We start from the raw sequence: 20,093 nt of genomic DNA, 5'->3' as shown, positions 1-20,093 counted from the left end.
GTCGGACGAGCGGAAGCTCGCCCGCCCCCTTTTCGTTGACCGGCGCGCCGTGTCCCCTAGACAGGTTTCACAAGAAACGAAGTCGCGAGGGAGTCCGTCCGTGCACCATCCGCTTTCCATGTCTCTCAGCCGCCGTCAGTCGCTCGCAACTCTCGGCGCCGGCGCCGCCGGTGTCGCCATCGCCGGTCCCGCCGCGGCCTTGCAGGCCCCGCCGCAGAGCGACGCCGCAAAGCTGCTCGATTCGGTCGCCGACAATCTGCTCGCTCTCTCGCCCGAAGGCGCGACCGCGCTCGGCATCGACACCGGCGCGCGCGCCGCGATGCGCGGCCGGCTCGGCGACCGCTCGGCGGCGGGAATGACGGCGGTCGCCGACACGCTGAAGGCTGACCTCGCGCGCGTCCGCGCGCTCAAGACCGACGGGCTCGATCACGCGACGCGCACCAGCCTCGCGGTCGTCGACAGCGCCTACAGCGTCGCGCTCGACGGCTTCGCGCAGCCTTATGGCGACGTCGCGGTCGGCGGCTGGCGCAACACGCCTTATGTGGTGATCCAGAATGTCGGCGCCTATCTCGACGTGCCGAAATTCCTCGACAGCGACCATCCGGTGAAGACGTCGGCCGACGCCGAAGCCTATCTCTCGCGCCTCAACGATTTCCCGGGCGTGCTCGACGGCGAGACCGACCGGCTGAAATCCGCCGCCGGTCAGGGGCTGATCGCCCCCGGCTTCCTGATCGACAAGGCGGTCAAGCAGATGGAGGCGACGCTCGCCGACGCGAAAGCGGGCGGGTCGATGGTCGAAAGCCTCGCCCGCCGCACCGGCGAGGAAAAGATCGCCGGGGACTGGCGGGCGCGCGCGGCGAAGATCGTACAGGGTCCGGTCACCGCCGCACTCGACCGCCAGCTCGCCGAACTCAGGGCGCAGCGCCCGAAAGCGACGATGGACGCGGGCATGTGGGCGCGCCCGCACGGCGATGCATTCTACGCCTGGGCGCTGCGCGCCTCGACGACGACGCGCATGACCCCCGAGGAGGTTCATGCGATGGGGCTCGACCAGCTCGCCGAGCTGCACGGACGGATGGCCCCCATCCTCCAGAAGCTGGGCTATACCAAGGGCTCGGTCGGCGCCCGGATGATCGAGCTTGCCAAGGATCCGCGCTTCAAATTCCCGGAGGGCGACGCGGGCCGCGCCGAGATCGTCGCCTATATCCAGACGTGGCTCGGCAAAATCCGCGCGCAATTGCCCCGCGCGTTCCGCACGCTGGTCAAGGGCAATGTCGAGGTGAAGCGCCTGCCGCTGGCCGAGGAACCCGGCGCGCCCGCGGCCTATGGCGGCGCGGGCTCGATCGATGGCAGCACCCCCGGCCGGATGTGGCTCAACCTGCGCACCACCGACCTGCACAGCAAATATTCGCTTCCCGATCTGGCGATGCACGAAGCGATTCCGGGGCATGTCTGGCAGGGCGAATATGCGAACAAGATGCCGCTGATCCGCACGATGCTGGCGTTCAACGCCTATTCGGAAGGATGGGCGCTCTATGCCGAACAGCTTGCCGACGAACTCGGCCTCTACGACGATTTCGAGGTCGGACGGCTCGGCTATCTCCAGTCACTCGCCTTTCGCGCCTGCCGCCTCGTCGTCGATACCGGCATCCATGCCAAGCGCTGGACGCGCGAACAGGGGGTCGATTTCTTCGTGCACCAGAACGGATCGAACCCGCTCGAGGTCGCGAGCGAAGTCGACCGCTATTGCAGTTGGGTCGGCCAGGCGTGCGGCTACAAGGTCGGCCATAGCGAGATCGTTCGCCAGCGCGGCCGTGCGCAGGCGGCGCTGGGCGCGAAATACGACCTGCGCGATTTCGATGATATCGTGGTCAAGGGCGGCAACGTTCCGCTCGACGTGCTGGCGCAGAATGTCGACGAATATATCGCGGGGGCAAAGGGATGATGCACCATGCCGGCACCCGCGCGCTGTTCGGCGCGTTGATCCTCGCCAGCACGCCGGTCGCCGCCGCCGAAAATGCGGCGGCGTCGCATGTCGACATCACCACGACCGATGTCGATCGCTTCTTTCGGCTCTATGACGACCCGGCGCTCGCCGCTGCGCCCGACCAGTTGGCGGCGCGCTATCTCGCCACCCCATCGCCGGGGCTTTCCGAGTTCATGGCGATGCGCCGGATCACGCCCGAAAAGCTTGCCGCCGCGCTGCGCGCAAAGCCACAGGTCTTTGCGGACGCCCGCGCCTGCGCAGCGAAGCTCCCCAACATTCGTGCGCGCCTCGTCGCGGCGACCGACCGCCTCGCTGAAATTTATCCTGCCGCAAAATTCCCGCCGATCACGATTGCCATCGGCCGCGCGACGAGCGCCGGCACCGCCAATGCCAGAGGCGTCTATATCGGGCTCGAATCGCTGTGCGCAGCCCGCTTCATCGAGGCCGACGACGAAGACCGCTTCGTCCATGTGATCGCGCACGAATATGTCCATGTGCAGCAGCCGCTGGCGCAGGACGAGGACCGCGAGGAATCGGTGCTGCGCGCCGCACTGGGCGAGGGCGCGGCCGAATTTATCGCCGAGCAGATGACCGGCTCGGTCGCCTATCCGCTGCTTCACCAATGGGCGAAGGGGCGCGAGACGGAGCTGGAGACGGCTTTCCTTGCCGAGAAGGACGAAAAGGCGATCGGCTCGCGCTGGCTCTATAACCAGCAAGGCGCGGACGGATGGCCGGGCGACCTCGGTTATTGGGCGGGTTATCGTATCGTCAAAAGCTATTACGACCGCGCGCCCGACAAGACCGCGGCGATACGGGCGATCATCGAGATGCACGACCCCGCCGCCTTTCTGGCGGCAAGCGGCTGGGCGCCGGGCATCAAGCCCTAGGGCCGATCGAAGTCCGGTAGCGGAGCAAGGTCGGCTTCGACGAATCCCCGCCGCGCCGCGACCGAGAACAGCAGGTCGCGGCTGTAGAAGCGCAGCGGCCAGTCGCGCGCGCCCATCGGCGAGAGCAACAGCGCATTGACGCGCGCCGCGAGCCCCGTCTCGACGGTCTCCGACAGGAACAGCCGCACCCCCGCGACATAGGCGCGGGTGATGCTGTCGTGATAGCCCTGCGTATCGTCGTTCACGCCGCCGACGCTTTCGTTGAAGCGGCGGATGAGGCCCCCGATCTCGGCATCGACATCGATGTCGGACCGCTCGACGAGCAGCCACAGGCACGCGCCCAGATGCGCCTCGTGCGTCCACGCTTCGCGCGGCAGGGCGCAGGCGAGCAGGCCTTCGCCGATCGCGCGGACATCGGCGTCACGCCCGAACAGGCGCGGGGAATATTCGGTGGTCATTGTGTCCGGTCCTTCCGGGTGACGGCCACCCGGAAGATATCCGGGCGAATTATGCGGCGACGGGCGCCTGCGGCGCGGCCTGCCGGACGCCTTCGTCGACATGGTCCGCAAACTGCGCGAAATTGTCGATGAATTGCTGCACCAGTGCCTCGGCGGTGCGGTCATAGGCCGCCTTGTCGGCCCATGCTTCGCGCGGGTCGAGCAGCGCCGTGTCGACGCCCGGCACCGCGACCGGAACGAGGAAGCCGAAATTCGGGTCCTTGCGGAACTCGGCATCGTTCAGGCTGCCGTCGAGGGCGGCATTGAGCAAAGCGCGCGTGGCCTTGATCGGCATCCGCTTGATCCCGTCCATCGTCGCCATGCCGCCGGTCCAGCCGGTGTTGACGAGCCAGCACTGGACGCCGCCCTTCGCGATGCGCTCTTTCAGGAGATTGCCGTAGACCGACGGGTGGCGCGGCATGAACGGCGCGCCGAAGCAGGTCGAGAAGGTCGCCTCGGGCTCGGTCACGCCGATCTCGGTCCCCGCGACCTTTGCCGTATAACCCGACAGGAAGTGATACATCGCCTGATCGGGGGTCAGCTTGGCGATCGGGGGCAGCACGCCAAACGCATCGGCGGTCAGCATGATCACCGTGCGCGGCACCGGCCCCATATTCGCTTCCGACGCGTTCGGAATGAAGTCGATCGGATAGGCGCCGCGGGTGTTTTCGGCGAGGCTGTTGTCGTCGAGGTCGAGGGTGCGCGTCGCGGGGTCGATCACGACATTTTCGAGCACCGTGCCGAAACGGCGGGTGGTCGCATAAATTTCGGGCTCGGCCTCTTCGGACAGGCGGATCATCTTGGCGTAGCAGCCGCCCTCGAAGTTGAAGACCGCAGTGTCCGACCAGCCATGTTCGTCGTCGCCGATCAGCGTGCGCGAGGCGTCGGCCGACAACGTCGTCTTGCCGGTGCCCGACAGGCCGAAGAAGACCGCGGTGTCGCCCTTTGGCCCGATGTTCGCCGAACAGTGCATCGGCATCACGCCGTCGACGGGCAGCAGATAGTTGAGAATGCCGAACACCGACTTCTTCATCTCGCCGGCGTAGGCGGTGCCGCCGATCAGCACGAGCTTCTCGGCGAAATTGACCGCGACGACGGTTTCGGTGCGCGTGCCATGCTTCGCGGGGTCGGCGCGGAAGCTCGGCAGGTCGATGATCGTATATTCGGCCGCGAACGTCGCCAGTTCGGCGGCGGTCGGGCGCACCAGCAGCGTGCGGATGAACTGGCTGTGCCAGGCGAGTTCGGTGACGACCTGAACCTGGACGCGATGCTCGGGCTGCGAGCCGCCGAAGAGCTGCTGGCGATAGAGGCGCTCGCGGCCCGCGAGATGCGCGAGGAAATCGGCCTTCAGCGCCGCGAAATGATCGGGGGTCATCGCGACGTTGGTCTTGCCCCACCAGATGGTATCGCGCGTCTCGTCGTCCTGGACGATGAACTTGTCCTTGGCGCTGCGCCCGGTGTGCTTGCCGGTTTCGACGACGAGCGGGCCATCCTTGGCGAGCAGGCCTTCGCCATGGCGGAGCGCATCCTCCACCAGCCGCGCCGTGTCCCAGTTTTCGGCGACATCCACCTTCGTCTCGACGGTGTCGGTGCCGATCGCAATCTTGGTCATCGCCTTTGCCTCTCCATTGTCCGGCGGCATCGTTGCATACCTATGCAATGCTTAGCGTGCTAATGGGCAGGCCCGCATTTCCATGGGTGCCGACGGGAGCGCCGATTCCGAAATCCCGATCGCGTTAGCGACGATGCGAAGACAGGTCAAAAGATTAAAGGATGAATCGCAGGCCAGCCGTGCGCGGTTGTCGCTGGGCGGCAGATCGGCTAGTTGGACCGCCGGGGTCCGCCCACTGGAAAGAGCATGACGGCAACCATCGCGCTGGTCGACGACGACCGCAACATCCTGCAATCCCTGTCGATCGCGCTGCAAGCCGAGGGGTTCGTCACGCGCGTCTATTCGGACGGCGAGGCGGCGCTGAAGCCGCTGATCGACAATCCCCCCGACCTGGCCGTGTTCGACGTCAAGATGCCGCGCATGGACGGGCTCGAACTGCTGCGCCGCCTCCGCGAGAAGAGCCAGCTTCCGGTGATTTTCCTGACCAGCAAGGACGACGAGATCGACGAGGCGCTCGGTCTGGCGATGGGCGCCGACGATTATATCGCCAAGCCCTTCTCGCAGCGTCTGGTCATCGCGCGCATCCGCGCGATCCTGCGCCGCGTCGAGCTCAATCGCGCGGCCCCGAGCGAGGATGACGAGCCCGTCGCCGAACCGATCACGCGCGGCCGCCTGCGCATGGACCCGGCGCGCCACAAGGTGAGCTGGGACGGCAAGGACGTCACGCTGACCGTCACCGAATTCCTGATCCTCGAAACGCTTGCGAGCCGCCCCGGCATCGTGCGCAGCCGCAACCAGCTGATGGACGCGGCCTATCAGGACGATGTCTATATCGACGACCGCACGATCGACAGCCACATCAAGCGCCTGAGGCGCAAGTTCCGCGAAGTCGATCCCGATTTCGACGCGATCGCGACTCTCTATGGCGCCGGATACCGCTTCTCCGATGACGGCTGACTCCAAAAGGCCCGAAGGGAGCATCGCCGAGCAGGAGGAGGCCCCGCTCGTCTGGTCGGCGCGCTGGTCGCTGACGACGCGTATCCTCGCGGTCAATATCCTCGCCATCGTCCTGTTCGGCGGCGGCTTCTTCTATCTCGATACCTATCGCAGCCGCCTGGTCGATACGCGCATGGACGTTATGGGCGACCAGCTCGCGCAGCTCGACGAAGCGCTCGAGGCGGCGCGGCCCGACCAGCGCCGGCACCTGATCGGCGAATTCACCCGCGCGACCGAGTCGCGCCTGCGCTTCTACGACGCGGACGGGCGCAAGATCGACGACAGCTTCGCGCACGCTCCGCCGACCTATACGCTGCGCGATCCCGAGCTTCAGCCATGGAAGCGCGACGCCGCGCGCGCGATGGACCGCGGCATCGACTGGATCGTCGGCGCCCCCGCCTACCCCGATTTCGAGGAACCGCGGATCGACCGCGGCAGCGCCTGGCCCGAGGTCGTCGAGGCGATGAAGACCGGCGCGGCGGCGAGCCGCTTCCGCTACGCCCCCGAACGCACCCCCTTGCTCAGCGCGACGCGCATCGTCGACCTCGACACGCCCGAGGTGATGCTGATGACGCTCAACGCGCGCGACATCACCAAGACGGTGCGCGCCGAGCGCTTCCGCCTCGCGGTCGTCGTGGCCATGGTACTGATCGCCTCGATCCTGCTGTCGCTCTTTCTCGCGCGCACGATTGTCCGGCCCTTGCGCAAGCTGGCGCGCGCCGCGGTGCGCGTGCGCCTCGGCCGCGCGCGCGAGGTCGTCGTCCCGCGCCTACCGAGCCGCCGCGACGAGATCGGCACCCTCGCCCGCGCGCTGTCCGACATGACGCAGGCGCTCCGCGAACGCATCGACGCGGGCGAGCATTTCGCCGCCGACGTGACGCACGAACTCAAGAATCCGATCGCTTCGGTGCGTTCGGCGATTGAGGGGCTGGGGCGCGGCACGACCGACGAACAGCGCGCGCAATTGCTCGCCATCGCCGACGAGGATGTGCGGCGGCTCGACCGCCTGGTCACCGACATCAGCGACGCGAGCCGGATCGACGCGCAACTGTCGCGCACCCTGTTCGAGCCGATCGATATCGGGCTGATGATCGAATCGATGCTCGCGGGCCGCGCCGCGCGCATCAAACCGGGCGTGCCGACCCCGCGCATCGCCTTCGCCCGGCCGCGCAAGGGGACGACGCAGGTGATGGGCGACGGGCACCGGCTCGAACGCGCGATCGACAATGTCATCGACAATGCGATCAGCTTCTCGCCCGAGGGCGGCCTCGTCTGCATCGCCGCGACGCGGCTGGGCGACGAAGTGCATATCCGCGTCGACGACGACGGCCCCGGCATCGATCCCGCGCAGCGCGAGGCGATCTTCCGCCGCTTCCACAGCGAGCGCCCCGATGGCGAGGCGTTCGGCCGCCACAGCGGCCTCGGCCTCGCGATCGCGCGGACGATCATCGAGGGGCACGCGGGAACGATCTCCGCCCGCGACCGCGACGACGGCCAGCGCGGCGCGAGCCTGCTCATCACCTTGCCCGCACGCGAGGGGCATGAAACGGAGGGCTGAGCCTTTCCTTCCAAAACCGTCTATCGCCTTGCAGCCCCGCTTCGTCGCCGGTAAGCCCCGTTGATGTTTCCGAGCCGGACCAAGCCCGAGATCCAGAATATCCACGCCAGCTGCGTCGCGGCGGGCAGCGGCGGCGTGCTGATTCTCGGCAACAGCGGGCAAGGCAAGTCCGACCTCGCGCTCAGGCTGATCGATCGCGGCGCGCGGCTGGTCGCCGACGACCGCTGCGACATCTGGTACGACCGCGACCGGCTGTGGTGCCGCCCGCCCGAGAATCTCGCCGGCAAGCTTGAAGTGCGCGGCATCGGCATCGTCGAAAAGCCGTGGACCGCGCCGGTGCCGCTCGCGCTCGCGGTGCGGCTGTCCGATCGCTACGACCGGATGCCGTCGGTGAATCAGGTCGAAATGGTCGCCGGGCATCCGCTGCCCGCGCTGCTGCTCTCGGCCTTCGAAGCCTCGGCGCCGATCAAGATATTGCTCGCGCTCGAACGGCTGGCGCCCGACCGATGAGTGTCCCCGATCCTCGTCTGCTTCTCGTCACCGGCCTCTCCGGCGCGGGCAAGTCGACCGTGCTCAAGGTGCTCGAAGACCTCGGCTGGGAGGTTGTCGACAATCTGCCGCTCGCGCTGCTCGAGGCGCTGATCGATGCGCCGGCAAAGCGTAGCGAGGCAGGCCGCCCGATCGCGGTCGGGATCGACAGCCGCAGCCGCGGCTTCAAGCCCGCGCGGCTCGTCAAGCGGATCAAGGAGCTGCGCGAGGACGGCGGCCGCGACATCCAGACTTTGTTCCTCGACTGCGCGGGCGCCGAGCTTGAGCGCCGCTTCTCCGAAACGCGGCGCCGCCATCCGCTGGCCGAGGATCGCCCCGCTGCCGACGGCATCGCGCGCGAACGCGAATTGATGGAGCCGCTCCGCCGCTGGGCCGAGCATGTCGTCGACACCACCAACTATTCGAGCAACGACCTTCAGCAGGAAGTGCGTCAGCGCTTCGGCGACGCGGGCGAAGGCGAGCCGGTGCTCAACATATTGAGCTTCGGCTTCGCACGCGGACTGCCGCGCAACGCCGATCTGGTATTCGACATGCGCTATCTGCGCAATCCGCACTGGGATGCGAAGCTGCGCCCCGGCACGGGGCTCGACCCCGACGTCGCGGCCTATGTCATGGCCGACCCCGCCTATGAGGACAGCGTCGCGCAGATCGAGCGGCTGCTCCTCACCCTGCTCCCGCGTTACCGGGCCGAGGGCAAGAGCTATGTCACCGTCGCCTTCGGCTGCACCGGCGGGCGGCACCGCTCGGTCCATGTCGCCGACCGTGTGGCCAAAACGCTACGCGCCGCGGGCCATGAGCCGACCGTGACCCATCGCAACCTTGACTCTGCCCCGCAAGATGGGCTTGAGGGCAGGCCCCCGCCCGCATCTCCCGCGGGCGCCGGACAAGCATAAGGGTCTGCGATTTCATGCCCGTCGATAAAGCATTGCCGCTGCTGGGAATGGTCCTGGTCACCCACGGCCGGCTCGCCGAGGAAATGGTGACCGCGATGGAGCATGTCGTCGGCCCGCAGCGCGCGATCGCCACCGTGTGCATCGGCCCCAACGATAATATGGAAATGCGCCGCAAGGAAATCGCCGAGGCGATCCGCAAGGTCGACGAGGGGCGCGGCGTCATCATGCTGACCGACCTGTTCGGCGGCACCCCGTCGAACCTCGCGATCAGCCTGCTCGAAAGCGGGCGGACCGAAGTCATCGCGGGCGTGAACCTGCCGATGCTGATCCGCCTCGAAAGCGCGCGCAAGGCGATGGACCTGCGTGCCGCGGTGATCGCGGCCAAGGAAGCGGGCCAGAAATATATCTCCGTCGCGTCGGAGATGCTGGGAGTGGGACCATGAGCGAAAACAGCGAGACGGTCGAGATCACCAACCAGCGCGGGCTGCACGCGCGCGCCAGCGCCAAGTTCGTGACCTTCGTCAGCCGCCTTCCCGAGACCGTCAGCGTCGAAGTCGAAAAGGGCGGCAGCCGCGTCAACGGCACCTCGATCATGGGGCTGATGATGCTCGGCGCCGCGAAGGGCGACAGCATCACCATCCACACCAAGGGCGAAGGCGCCGACGCCGCGCTGCTCAAGCTGGTCGGGCTGGTCAAGGACAGCTTCGGCGAGGATTGACCGGATGACCGGTCGCCGTTCCCGTATCGAAAGCCTTTCCAATCCGTTGATCAAGCGGATGCGCCTGCTGCGCGAGAAGCGCCACCGCCGCGCCGAAGGCCTGTTCCTCGCCGAAGGCCTGCGCATCGCGACCGAGGCGCGCGAGGCCGGCATATTGCCGCAATGGCTGTTCCTCGCCGACGAAGGCGCCGCGCATCCGCTCGCGAAAGCGCTCGTCGACGCGACTCTCGCGGCGGGCGCCGAGGTGATCGACACCACCCCCGCGATTCTCTCCAAACTGTCGGGCAAGGACAATCCGCAGACGATCGTCGGCATCTATGCCGAGCCGAAGACCAGCCTCGCCGATCTCGACCGCGCTGCCGCGCCGATCTGGCTCGTCGCCGAGCGGCTGCGCGATCCCGGCAACCTCGGCACGATGCTGCGTACCGGCGACGCGGTCGGCGCGGGCGGGCTGATCCTGCTCGACGAAAGCACCGATCCCTATGGCGTCGAGGCAGTGCGTGCGAGCATGGGAGCGATCTTCACGCAGAAGCTGGTGCAGGCGCGGTGGGAGGAATTTCTTGCCTGGCTGCGCGGCGGACCGGGCGAGCTCGTCGCGACCTGGCTCGGCAGCGACACGCAGGATTATCAGGCGGTGCGCTATGCCGCGCCGACCTTCGTGCTTGTAGGCAATGAATCGCAGGGCCTGCCCGCCGCCTATGCCGCCGCCGCCGACGTGCGCGTGAAGATGCCGATGATGGGCAAGGCCGACAGCCTCAACGCCGCGGTCGCGACGGCAGTGATGGCTTATGAGGTGCTGAACCAGCGGCGAAGCTGAACGGCGCTTGGCGATGATGTTCAGCTTGGGCGCAGCAGGTTCTGCCTAATGCCCCCCTCTGTTTCCGTTCGTGTCGAGCGAAGTCGAGACACCCATCGTCATGGCGCTGTTCCGATGGGTGTCTCGACTTCGCTCGACACGAACGGGGATCAAAGGAGTATATCATGTCCAAATCCGTTTTGTTCCTCGCCCTGCCGCTGGTCCTCGCCGGCTGCGCCGCCTCGGGCACCCCGCAGGCGCCCGGCGAAAAGCCCGCGCCGGCTGCCGCCTATATGGCGGTCGGCACCGAACCCGGCTGGACGCTCGAAATCACACCCGAGCGGCTGACCTATGCCGGCGACTATGGCGAGACGAAGATCGCCGTTCCGAACCCCGGCGCGACGCCGGCGGCGAACGGCCAGGCCTATGCCGCCGGGCGCCTGTCGGTCGCGATCGAGCATCGCGCGTGCAGCGACGGGATGAGCGACCGGCGCTATGCCGACACGGTGCGCGTCACCGCCGACGGCAAGAGCGTGCAGGGCTGCGGCGGCGCGATCCTGCCGCCCGATACGCTCGCGGGGTCGAACTGGACCTTCGTGTCGATCGGCGGAACGCCGGTGACGGCGGACCGGCCGACCTCGCTGGCGTTCGACGGCACGCGCCTCAGCGGCAGCGCGGGATGCAACCGCTTCGGCGGCGGCTATACAGCCGCGGACGGCGTGCTGACCACAGGGCAGCTCGCCGCGACGCTCATGGCCTGCCCCGGACCCGAAATGGAGCAGGAACGCGCCTTCTTCGACCTGATGCGCGCGCCGGTGCGAATCGCCTTCCCGTCCGACGGCACGCTGCTGCTGACCGGCAAGGACGGCAAGACGGCGGTGCTCAAGCGGGTGATTTGATCGAACACGTCGCCCCCGCGCAGGCGGGGGCCGCTGTCGGCCTCGCCCTTCGCCGCCGCGTAAACTTCCAGCGGCCCCCGCCTGCGCGGGGGCGACGATTCATTCCCCGTCGTTCACCGCGGCCGGCGCGGCCCCCGCCGCCGCGAGCTTCGCCAGCGGCCGCGCCGTCTGTTCCGCGACCGGCAACACAGGAATCTCCTTATCGCCGGTCTCGACGTCGAGCGCCTCGAAGCGCTTCGCCTGCGTCAGCACCTGCGATTCGAAGCTGCCGACAAAGGCGTTGTAGGCGCCGGTCGCCTGATCGAGATTCTTGCCGACCCGCGCGATGTGCGATCCCATCACCGACATGCGCGCGTACAGTTCCTTGCCCAGCGCCGCGATCTCGCGCGCCTGACCCGCGAGCTTTTCCTGCCGCCACACCGCCGCGACGGTGCGCGCGATCGCGATCAGGTTGGTCGGCGTCGCGAGCAGCACCTTGCGCTCGAACGCATAATCCCAAAGCTCGTGATCCTGATCGAGCGCGGCGGCGAGGAAATGCTCGCCGGGGACGAACATTACGACGAAATCGGGGGTGTCGTCGAACTGGTTCCAATAGGATTTGGCGCCGAGCAGATTGACGTGCGCCTTCATCGCCGCGGCGTGTGCCGCGAGATGCCCCGCCTTCTCGCCTTCGTCGATCGCGCCGAACGCATCCTGATAGGCGTTGAGCGACACTTTCGCGTCGATGATCAGGCTCTGCCCGCCGGGCACCTTGACGACGACGTCGGGGCGGAGCCGCCCACCCTCGCCGTCGGCGACGCTGACTTCGGTCTGGAAATCGGCATGTTCGCTGAGCCCGCAGCTTTCGAGGACGTTGCGAAGCTGCTGCTCGCCCCAGCGGCCCCGCGCCTTGGGCGCGTTGCGCAGCGCGTTGACGAGCTTCGCCGCCTCGCTCGACACGCGCTCGGTGCCTTCGCGCATCGCGGCGATCTGGCCGTGGAGCAGGCCGAAGGCATTCTGCCGCTCGGCCTCGACCTTGCCGACCGCTTCCTCATATTTCTGCAGCCGCTCGTGGACGGGGGTCAGCAGCGCCTTCAGATTCTGCCCCGCGCTTTCCTCGCTCTGGCGAAAGCGCGCGTCGGCGCGTTCGAGGAACGCCTTCTGCGCCTCGCCGAGCATCGCCTGCCCGACCTCGCGGAACTGCGCGGTGAGCGCCGCCTGCGCACCCTGAAGCTGCGCGATCTGCGCGTCGTGCGCGGCATCGCGCGCCTTCTGCTCGGCGAGCAGCGCCGAAAGCTGGAGATCGGCCGCCTTGCGCGCCTCCGCCTCGGCCGCAAGGTCGGTGACCGCGGCGCGGAAGCGCTCCGACAATCCATCGCGCTCCGCCTTGAGCGCCCCCGCCTGCCGCCCGGCAAGCAGCCATCCGATCAGGCCTCCGAGAAGGAGTGCGATAACGCCGACGATCAAAAAGGGGGTATCCATGATCGGAACATAGGACGAACAGCGCGGGCTTGGCTAGTCGCTATTTGGCCGGGAGAGGATCGCTTTGGGTGGGGAGTGGACGCGGCCCTCCCCTCCTCGTCATCCCGGGCTCGACCCGGGATCCCGCTTTTTTGCCGAACGCACGGCTGCCGATCTAAAGCGGGACCCCGGATCAAGTCCGGGGTGACGAGATAAGAAACGTCTGATGTCGGTCGAAATCCATCACCCCGCCCCGCTTCCCGCAAAGGGCAGGATCGCCCGATAGGCCTCGACCCCCGGCGCCCCGCCGATCGTCACCCCCTGCGTCAGCAGCCAGTAATGCCGCACGATCTCCGCCTGCTGCTCCAGCCCGTAGCGGTGCAGCGGCCAACCGGGCTTGAGGCTGTAATCATAGGTCGCGAAGGGATGCCGCATCAGCACCAGATACCAGCGCCCGCGCGTCTGCGCCTGCCAGACGTGAGTCATCTCGTGAAGGAATAGCCCCTTCGCCGTCCGTTCCTCGGCCCGTCCTCCCGCGGGACAGGAGAAGTCGTCGCAATAGACGCCGCCCTTCGGGTGGAAATGCAAATCGCCCATCGGCGCCATGACGATCCGGCGCGGCTGGAAGAAAATCCATTTATAATGGCGCACCCGCACCCGCGCATAATCGATCGCATCGCCGAAGACGCTGCGGGCGAGCGCGATTTCGCCGGTCGTGAGGGGGCGCGAAGGGCGCGGCATCAAACAAACGTCATTGCGAGGAGCCGAAGGCGACGCGGCAATCCAGAGCAGGCGTAAACCGCCCTGGATTGCTTCGCTCCGCTCGCAATGACGAAGTGGGATTCGTCACCCTTGCTTATTTCTTCGCCGCGTCGGCCGCCTTGTCGCCGCCCATCGCGCCGTGATCCATCGCACCATGGTCCATGCCGGCCATCCCGTCGGCGCTCGCATTCGGCGCCGGCTTGATCGGCAGGTCGAACAGGATGCGTTCATTGTCGTTGTCGGTGAAGACGAAGGCCATCGGCAGCTTGCCCGCACGCACAGCGGCGCCGTTGATGTGCCAGATCATCAGATGCTTGCCGCCGGGCTTGAATTCGAGCTTGCCCTTCGCCGGGACGACGGCGGCGGCGAGCGGCTTCATCGTCACGACGCCGTTTTCCTTGACGCTTTCGTGCATCTCGACCCGCTGCGCGAGGTCGGCGGTCACCGCGACCAGTTCGACGTCGCGCGGTCCGCCCTCGACGGTGAAATAGCCCGCCGCGGGGCTGTCGGGGGTCGCCCCCATCTGGATATAGCCCGCGACGACGTTGAGCGGCTGTCCCGCGCCCAGATTCTTCTCGCACGCGGTCAGCGTGAGCGCGGTGGCGGCAAGCGCGGCTATTGCAAAGGGCTTCATGATGCTTGGGACTCCCGAAATGCGTCAATTTTCCTGTCCCAGATACGCCGTCAAAACCCTTGTGCCAAGGCAAAGCGCACCTATATCGCCCCCATCAAATCAACGCACGGCGTGCCTTTTCAGGGCGCCGAAGGAAGCAACAAGGACGAACATACCCATGGCAAAAGTGATCGGGATCGACCTCGGCACCACGAACAGCTGCGTCGCGGTGATGGAAGGCGGCAAGCCCAAGGTTATCGAAAATGTCGAAGGCACGCGCACGACGCCGTCGATCGTCGCCTTCGCCAAGGACGGCGAGCGGCTGATCGGCCAGCCGGCGAAGCGCCAGGCGGTCACCAACCCCGAAAACACCATCTTCGCGGTCAAGCGCCTGATCGGCCGCCGCTTCGACGATCCCATGACCAAGAAGGACATGGAACTCGTCCCCTACACCATCGCCAAGGGCACCAACGGCGACGCGTGGGTCAAGGCGGGCGGCGAGGATTATTCGCCGTCGCAGATCAGCGCCTATATCCTCCAGAAGATGAAGGAAACCGCCGAGGCCTTTCTCGGCGAGAAGGTCGAGCAGGCGGTGATCACCGTTCCCGCCTACTTCAACGACGCCCAGCGCCAGGCGACCAAGGACGCCGGCAAGATCGCCGGCCTTGAGGTGCTGCGCATCATCAACGAGCCGACCGCGGCCGCGCTCGCCTATGGCCTCGACAAGACCGAGAACAAGACGATCGCGGTCTATGACCTTGGCGGCGGCACCTTCGACATCTCGATCCTCGAAGTCGGCGATGGCGTGTTCGAGGTGAAGTCGACCAACGGCGACACCTTCCTCGGCGGCGAGGATTTCGACAGCAAGATCGTCGAATATCTCGCCGACGGCTTCAAGAAGGACGAAGGCATCGACCTGCGCAGCGACAAGCTGGCGCTGCAGCGCCTGAAGGAAGCCGCGGAGAAGGCGAAGATCGAACTGTCGACCGCGCAGTCGACCGAGGTCAACCTGCCCTTCATCACCGCCGACGCCAACGGGCCGAAGCACCTGGTGAAGACGATCACCCGCGCCGACCTCGAAAAACTGGTCGAGGATCTGATCAAGCGCACGCTCGAACCGTGCAAGAAGGCGATCAAGGACGCGGGCGTCAGCGCCAGCGAGATCGACGAGGTTGTGCTCGTCGGCGGCATGACGCGTATGCCGCGCGTGCGCGAGGTCGTGAAGGACTTCTTCGGCAAGGAACCGCACACCGGCGTCAACCCCGACGAGGTCGTCGCGATCGGCGCCGCGATCCAGGCGGGCGTGCTGCAGGGCGACGTCAAGGACGTGCTGCTGCTCGACGTCACGCCGCTGAGCCTCGGCATCGAGACGCTGGGCGGTGTGTTCACGCGCATGATCGACCGCAACACCACCATCCCGACCAAGAAGTCGCAGGTCTATTCGACCGCCGACGACAATCAGTCGGCGGTGACGATCCGCGTCTTCCAGGGCGAGCGTGAAATGGCGGCCGACAACAAGATGCTCGGCCAGTTCGACCTCGTCGGCATCCCGCCCGCGCCGCGCGGCGTGCCGCAGATCGAGGTGACCTTCGACATCGACGCCAACGGCATCGTGTCGGTCCACGCCAAGGACAAGGGCACCGGCAAGGAACAGCAGATCAAGATCCAGGCCTCGGGCGGCCTTTCCGACGCGGACATCGACCAGATGGTCAAGGACGCCGAGCAGTTCGCCGAAGAGGACAAGAAGCGCCGCGAGGCGGCCGAGGCCAAGAACAACGCCGAAAGCCTGATCCACACGACCGAACGCCAGCTCGAAGAGCATGGCGACAAGGTCGATGCGGGCCTCAAGAGCGAGATCGAAGCGGCTGTCGCCGAAGCCAAGACGGCGGTCGAGGGCGGCGATCCCGCCGCGATGACCGAAAAGTCGCAGGCGCTGGCGCAGGTCGCGATGAAGCTCGGCCAGGCGATCTATGAAAAGGAACAGCAGGCCGCGGCCTCCCCCGCCGCCGACGCTGGCGAGACCAAGGCCGACGAAGATGTCGTCGACGCCGAATTCTCGGAAGTCGAAGACGACAAGAAGTAAGACGGAAGCTCTCCCCGCCGGGCCTTCGGGCGCGGCGGGGTTGAGGGGGTTTTGAAGAATGTCGCTCGACATCGATTATTACGAACTGCTGGAAGTCGAGCGCACCGCCGACGACAAGACGCTGAAGTCGGCGTATCGCAAGCTCGCGATGCAATATCACCCCGACAAGAATCCGGGGTGCGGCGACAGCGAGGCGCGCTTCAAGGCGATCAACGAAGCCTATGATTGTCTGAAGGATCCGCAGAAGCGCGCCGCCTACGACCGCTTCGGCAAGGAAGGCGTCAATGGCGCGGGCGGCTTCGGCGGTGGCAACGGCGCCGATTTCGGCGACATCGGCGACATCTTCGAATCGATCTTCGGATCGGCGTTCGGCGGGCGCCAGCAACAGCGCGGCCCCGCGCGCGGCGCCGACCTGCGCTACGACATGGAAATCAAGCTCGAGGACGCCTTCACCGGCTGCTCGCGCGAGATTCAGGTCGACGTCGCCGCGCGCTGCGACGCGTGCGACGGGTCGGGCGCGAAGCCCGGCACCTCGACCAATCGCTGCTCGACCTGCGCGGGCCACGGCAAGGTCCGCGCGCAGCAGGGCTTCTTCATGGTCGAGCGCACCTGCCCGACCTGCCAGGGTGCGGGCGAGGTCATCGCCGACCCCTGCAATAGCTGCCACGGCGAAGGCCGCGTCGACCGGCGCAAGACGCTGACCGTCACCATCCCGCCGGGGGTCGACGAGGGCACCCGCATCCGCCTGTCGGGCGAGGGCGAGAGCGGCGCGCGCGGCGCGGCGCCGGGCGACCTCTACATCTTCCTCCACATGGCACGGCACAAGGTCTTCGAGCGCGAGGGCACGACGCTGTTCACCCGCGCGCCGATCAGCTTCACCACCGCGGCGCTCGGCGGATGCATCACCATCCCCGGGCTCGACGGCAAGAAGCACGAAATCACCATCCCCACCGGCATCCAGTCGGGCAAGCAGCTCCGCCAGCGCGGCGCCGGCATGCCGGTGCTCAACGGCCGCGGCCACGGCGACCTCGTCGTCCAGATCGACGTCGAGACGCCGACGAAGCTCAGCGCCAAGCAGAAGGAATTGCTGCAGGCGTTCCGCGAGACCGAGACCGGCGAGGAATGCCCGGCGAGTCAGGGCTTCTTCGGCCGCATCAAGGAAATGTGGGACGATCTGACGGAGTGACTACCCTTCCCTCTCCCCTTGCGGGAGAGGGTTGCGCAGACTTGCCAGCTTGCTGGCTAGTCGAAGCTGGGTGAGGGGTATGCGCTCGCTTCGCGAGCGCGCGAGCCTCTGGCTCGCAACCCCTCATCCAACTACGCCTAGCGCCTGCGGCGCAAGGCTTCGTATCCTTCTCCCGCAAGGGGAGAAGGAATTAACGCTCCCCAATCTCCCCCCTCAACTCCGCAATCAGCGCCTTCACCTTCGGCAGCCGTTCCTCTTCCTCGTCCAGGATCGCATGGAACGCCCGCCGCTTGATCGCCGCGAGGTCTTCGGCGGGCAGCGCGCCGTCGCCGGTCACGCTGCTCGCGACGATATCGACCAGCCGGTCGGCGCCGTGGAGCCGTCCCCAGAGATAGTCGTTCTCGCGGTACGCGCGGCTGAAGAAGGCGCCGAAGCTGTTGAATTCGACCCCCTTCAGCATCGCCGCCGCGCCGCCGGTGCGGATCGCGGTCGCGTCGGAGGGAGAGATGCGGTCGATCTTGATCGGATCGAACTCGTCGAACCCCTCGCCCTGCAGCAGCGGCAAGGTCGCGATGTCGTAGAAGGGGTAGCCGAGATAGGCGAGCAGCAGCGTGCGCCGGTCGTCCTTGGGCAGCCCGCCGAGCGCTTCGGCGACGAACGCATCGCCCTCGGCATCGGCGCGGATCAGGTCGCGGTGCGCCGCGATGCCGTCGAGCCATTGCCCCGCATCGGCATCGGCGGGCACGTCGATGCCGGCAAGCCAGCTATCGTTCTGGCGCTCGAGATAGAGGCCGAGCGCGGTGAAGATCGCCTCGCGCATCGCGTCGCAGGCCGGGTCGCGCGCGTCGCGCTTCGCCTCGACCACCCGGTCGAGCTCGCGCGCGAGGAAGCGCAGGCGGCGGATCCGAAAGCCGAGGTCGTGGCTGCGGAAAAAGACCACCGCATCGTCGCTCGCCCCCGCCCCGCGGCGTCCCGACAGCCGGTCGAGCCCGCGCGCGCGAACCTCCTCCCAGATCGCGTTTCGCCGATTGCGGCGATGAATATCGCCTTCGGGCGGCGCCAGCCGGTCGACGACGCCGACCAGTTCCTCGACGATCGCCGACAGCTTGAGGTGACCGTATGGCGCGAAAGCGAAGCCCGCGCGCGCCGCCGCCTGGTCCTGCGCCTTCGCGCGCCATTTCTGCAGCCGCGCCGGGGTCGGCGTGTCGAGGAAGAAGGTCGTGCCGAACAGCGCGGCGACCTGTTCCTCGACTTCGACCTTCATCGCGTCGACGACATGCTGCATCCGGCGGATGCGGCGCGACATGGCCTCGATCGCCTCGACATTCTCGCGGATCGGCTGTTCACGCGGGATTTCGGACAGCGCGCCGAGGATCGTCGAGAGGAAGCCGGGCAGCTTCGCATCCCCATCCCCGCCATCGCCGTCCGCCGCTTCGCCGGGCTTGCCGAAGCTGATCGAGCGGTAATCGGGCTTGGGGTCGATATAGACGAAGCGCCGGTCGATCTCGCGTCGCGCCGGACGCTGCTTGAGCGCCGCGATCGCGGGCCGGAACGGCGCGTTGGCGAGCACCGATCCGTCGATCAGCACGCGATCGGCGGGATCGGCCTCGCCGCCGGCGGGAAGCTGGGTGCGAATGAAGGCATCGCGGGCCGGCCAGGCGATCCGGCGCGCGTGGAGCACCCGGTCGAGCTCGCGCAGCGTGAAGGGCGGGAAGGCGCCCGGAAAGCTCGCGGTCGCGCGCGCCGCGGCGACGAGCCCCGGCACGTCGTCGTCGAGGCTTTTGTCCGCGCGCACATCCTGTCGGAAATGCAGCATCAGCCGATGCTCCTGCTCGGTGACGCGCGGCGGGCTGTTGAGCGACAGGGGGGCGCTGTGCCCCGCGAAATCGGTGACCGACACGAACAGGTCGACCGGCTGGCCCGCGGGCACCAGCGGCGGGCCCTTCGGGCCCGCGTCCATCGCGTCGAACGCATCGAGCAGCAGGCCCGAGAAAGTCTCGCCCCCGAAAGGCGGTTCGAACCAGCGCGCGCGGACGAAGCGCGACAGCTTCGCGCGCACCTCGTCCTGCGCGGTTTCGCCCACGGTGCGGTCGATGACGTTGCCGCGCCGCTTCATCGCCCAGCCGGCGATCGGCACCGCCCAGAATTTGGTCGCCGCCGACAGCGGCCGCGCGTCGGGGTCGAGCAGGCTGTCGACGTCGGCGTCCTTCAGCCACAGCTCGGTCAGCGGGTCGAGCGAATGGCCGCCGGCGATCGCGCGCGCGAGGAAAATGCCATTGATCCCGCCCGCGCTCGCCCCCGCGACGATGTCGGCGAGCACGCGCAGCTTGACCCCGCTCCGCTCGGCGATCGCCGCGAGCAGTTCGCCATAGATGCGTCCCGAGCCGCTCTGTTCGGTGCCCTCATGAAAGGCCCGCGACGCCGCGGCGAGTCGCCACACCTCCTTGGTGATGCCGTGCATATAGACGGCGAGGCTGATGCCGCCGTAGCAGATCAGGGCGAAGCGTAGTTCCTTTTCCCGCATCGGGAGCGTGATAGCGCGGATCGGGGAGCGGCGTCACCCCTTCCTCCGAGGCAATATCTGTCGACTATGGAGGAGGATGCCGCCAATGAACCG

The 20,093-nt window shown here is 67.3% G+C and carries 18 protein-coding genes; 12 read left to right on the top strand and 6 right to left on the bottom strand.

Going from position 1 to position 20,093, the window contains the following annotated elements; all coding sequences use genetic code 11:
* Positions 1-118 precede the first annotated feature (118 nt).
* Together VHO04_RS18395 and VHO04_RS18390 are read left to right on the top strand one after the other, a co-directional pair.
* On the top strand, positions 119-1,945 hold the full coding sequence (locus VHO04_RS18395; protein WP_329629659.1) for a DUF885 domain-containing protein: 1,827 nt from the start codon (positions 119-121) through the stop codon (positions 1,943-1,945).
* Positions 1,942-2,874, top strand: coding sequence for a DUF2268 domain-containing putative Zn-dependent protease (locus tag VHO04_RS18390; protein ID WP_329629658.1), 933 nt, complete (start codon positions 1,942-1,944; stop codon positions 2,872-2,874). Before VHO04_RS18395 ends, VHO04_RS18390 begins: the two co-directional genes overlap by 4 nt.
* On the opposite strand, the gene VHO04_RS18385 is transcribed toward VHO04_RS18390, so the two are convergent.
* Both VHO04_RS18385 and VHO04_RS18380 read right to left on the bottom strand, forming a co-directional pair.
* The gene (locus tag VHO04_RS18385; RefSeq protein WP_329629657.1) at positions 2,871-3,332 is read right to left on the bottom strand and encodes a hypothetical protein; all 462 of its coding nucleotides are present in this window, start codon (positions 3,330-3,332) and stop codon (positions 2,871-2,873) included. The two genes, VHO04_RS18390 and VHO04_RS18385, sit on opposite strands and share 4 nt — an antisense overlap.
* 49 nt (positions 3,333-3,381) lie before the next feature.
* Positions 3,382-4,983: a phosphoenolpyruvate carboxykinase gene (locus VHO04_RS18380; RefSeq protein ID WP_329629656.1), complete on the bottom strand. Its 1,602-nt coding sequence runs from the start codon at positions 4,981-4,983 to the stop codon at positions 3,382-3,384.
* A gap of 246 nt (positions 4,984-5,229) precedes the next feature.
* Here VHO04_RS18380 and VHO04_RS18375 point away from each other — a divergent pair, with 246 nt between their 5' ends.
* From VHO04_RS18375 to VHO04_RS18340, 8 genes are all read left to right on the top strand, one after another.
* On the top strand, positions 5,230-5,940 hold the full coding sequence (locus tag VHO04_RS18375) for a response regulator transcription factor (protein ID WP_329629655.1): 711 nt from the start codon (positions 5,230-5,232) through the stop codon (positions 5,938-5,940).
* Positions 5,906-7,537: a sensor histidine kinase gene (locus VHO04_RS18370; protein WP_414713140.1), complete on the top strand. Its 1,632-nt coding sequence runs from the start codon at positions 5,906-5,908 to the stop codon at positions 7,535-7,537. The genes VHO04_RS18375 and VHO04_RS18370 overlap by 35 nt, the downstream gene beginning before the upstream one ends.
* Positions 7,538-7,600: 63 nt before the next feature.
* A complete protein-coding gene (locus VHO04_RS18365; protein ID WP_329629653.1) occupies positions 7,601-8,047 on the top strand; it encodes an HPr kinase/phosphatase C-terminal domain-containing protein in 447 nt (148 codons plus the stop codon).
* On the top strand, positions 8,044-8,979 hold the full coding sequence (gene rapZ, locus VHO04_RS18360) for an RNase adapter RapZ (protein ID WP_329629652.1): 936 nt from the start codon (positions 8,044-8,046) through the stop codon (positions 8,977-8,979). The genes VHO04_RS18365 and rapZ overlap by 4 nt, the downstream gene beginning before the upstream one ends.
* Before the next feature lie 38 nt (positions 8,980-9,017).
* Complete coding sequence (locus tag VHO04_RS18355; RefSeq protein ID WP_257551232.1) at positions 9,018-9,422, top strand: PTS sugar transporter subunit IIA; 405 nt, start codon at positions 9,018-9,020, stop codon at positions 9,420-9,422.
* Positions 9,419-9,697, top strand: a complete 279-nt coding sequence (locus VHO04_RS18350) for an HPr family phosphocarrier protein (protein ID WP_257547584.1) — start codon at positions 9,419-9,421, stop codon at positions 9,695-9,697. The genes VHO04_RS18355 and VHO04_RS18350 overlap by 4 nt, the downstream gene beginning before the upstream one ends.
* 4 nt (positions 9,698-9,701) lie before the next feature.
* Positions 9,702-10,514 (top strand): RNA methyltransferase, encoded by an 813-nt coding sequence (locus VHO04_RS18345; RefSeq protein WP_329629651.1) that lies wholly within the window; start codon positions 9,702-9,704, stop codon positions 10,512-10,514.
* Positions 10,515-10,678: 164 nt separating this feature from the next.
* Positions 10,679-11,392: an META domain-containing protein gene (locus tag VHO04_RS18340; protein WP_329629650.1), complete on the top strand. Its 714-nt coding sequence runs from the start codon at positions 10,679-10,681 to the stop codon at positions 11,390-11,392.
* 99 nt (positions 11,393-11,491) lie between these two features.
* Here the strand turns inward: VHO04_RS18340 and VHO04_RS18335 are convergent, their stop codons facing one another.
* The 3 genes from VHO04_RS18335 to VHO04_RS18325 all read right to left on the bottom strand — a co-directional run bounded on the left by VHO04_RS18335 (position 11,492) and on the right by VHO04_RS18325 (position 14,228).
* Positions 11,492-12,853: a DNA recombination protein RmuC gene (locus VHO04_RS18335; RefSeq protein WP_329629649.1), complete on the bottom strand. Its 1,362-nt coding sequence runs from the start codon at positions 12,851-12,853 to the stop codon at positions 11,492-11,494.
* Positions 12,854-13,075: 222 nt separating this feature from the next.
* Positions 13,076-13,573 carry a vgr related protein gene (locus VHO04_RS18330; RefSeq protein ID WP_329629648.1) on the bottom strand — a complete coding sequence of 166 codons (498 nt, stop codon included), beginning with the start codon at positions 13,571-13,573 and terminating at the stop codon, positions 13,076-13,078.
* A gap of 115 nt (positions 13,574-13,688) precedes the next feature.
* On the bottom strand, positions 13,689-14,228 hold the full coding sequence (locus VHO04_RS18325; RefSeq protein WP_329629647.1) for a copper chaperone PCu(A)C: 540 nt from the start codon (positions 14,226-14,228) through the stop codon (positions 13,689-13,691).
* 157 nt (positions 14,229-14,385) lie between these two features.
* On the opposite strand from VHO04_RS18325, the gene dnaK reads away from it, so the two are divergent.
* A complete protein-coding gene (gene dnaK, locus VHO04_RS18320) occupies positions 14,386-16,290 on the top strand; it encodes a molecular chaperone DnaK (RefSeq protein WP_329629646.1) in 1,905 nt (634 codons plus the stop codon).
* Positions 16,291-16,348: 58 nt separating this feature from the next.
* Positions 16,349-17,476: a molecular chaperone DnaJ gene (dnaJ, locus tag VHO04_RS18315; RefSeq protein WP_329629645.1), complete on the top strand. Its 1,128-nt coding sequence runs from the start codon at positions 16,349-16,351 to the stop codon at positions 17,474-17,476.
* A gap of 190 nt (positions 17,477-17,666) precedes the next feature.
* Here dnaJ and VHO04_RS18310 read toward each other — a convergent pair whose 3' ends face one another.
* On the bottom strand, positions 17,667-20,000 hold the full coding sequence (locus VHO04_RS18310) for a patatin-like protein (protein ID WP_329629644.1): 2,334 nt from the start codon (positions 19,998-20,000) through the stop codon (positions 17,667-17,669).
* Positions 20,001-20,093: the final 93 nt, after the last annotated feature.

Origin of the sequence: Sphingopyxis sp. (assembly GCF_036261875.1) — a bacterium.
Taxonomy (GTDB): domain Bacteria; phylum Pseudomonadota; class Alphaproteobacteria; order Sphingomonadales; family Sphingomonadaceae; genus Sphingopyxis.
This window is presented reverse-complemented; position numbering and strand designations above follow the sequence as displayed.